At 72.6% G+C, this 573-nt stretch carries 1 tRNA gene and 1 pseudogene; both read left to right on the top strand.

Annotated features, from left to right (window positions below):
* Window positions 1-223 (top strand): annotated as a pseudogene (locus NS334_RS16235) (3-dehydroquinate synthase); the annotation flags it as partial.
* A 109-nt stretch (window positions 224-332) separates the two neighbouring features.
* Window positions 333-408, top strand: a tRNA-Thr gene (locus tag NS334_RS16230).
* Window positions 409-573: the final 165 nt, after the last annotated feature.

Genomic DNA, 573 nt, shown 5'->3' with positions numbered 1-573 from the left:
CCGGCTGGCCGGCCTGCCGACCCGTTTGCAGGCCGTCCCGGGCGGGTGCGGCGACGTCGAGGCGCTCCTCGACGCGATGACCCAGGACAAGAAGGTCCGCGACGGCGCGCTGACCTTCATCCTCGCGCGGGGGATCGGCCAGAGCTTCATCGCCCCCGGCGTGGACCGCGCGGAGGTGGCGGCATTCCTGCGGGACGAATTGGCGGCGGACCGGGCCGTCTGACGCCCGCGAGGGCCGGCTGTGGCCTTGCCTAACGCGGGCCGGGCCGCTATGAGCCTGCCACGTCCGGCGCCGGACACCGCGCGTCGCTGACGGTCCCGTCGGGGCCAGGGCCGCAATAGCTCAGCTGGTAGAGCACCTCATTCGTAATGAGGGGGTCGGGGGTTCGAATCCCTCTTGCGGCACCACTTTCCTCGATAACCGAATCCTCCTCCTGGAAGGTCTGGCGCGGCCGGACCTCCGTTCGACGACCCGCGCCGGCACGAGCCCGCGAAGCCCTGTCGCGGGTCGCCCTCACGCCATGGCCAGCACGGCCGCGATCACCGCCACGCCGACCGCGAGCCACGCCGCGT

Origin of the sequence: Sphingomonas endophytica, assembly GCF_001476895.1 — a bacterium.
GTDB classification, from domain to species: Bacteria; Pseudomonadota; Alphaproteobacteria; order Sphingomonadales; family Sphingomonadaceae; genus Sphingomonas; species Sphingomonas endophytica_A.
Note: the sequence above shows the minus strand (reverse complement) of the source record. Positions and strands in the feature narration are given on the sequence as shown.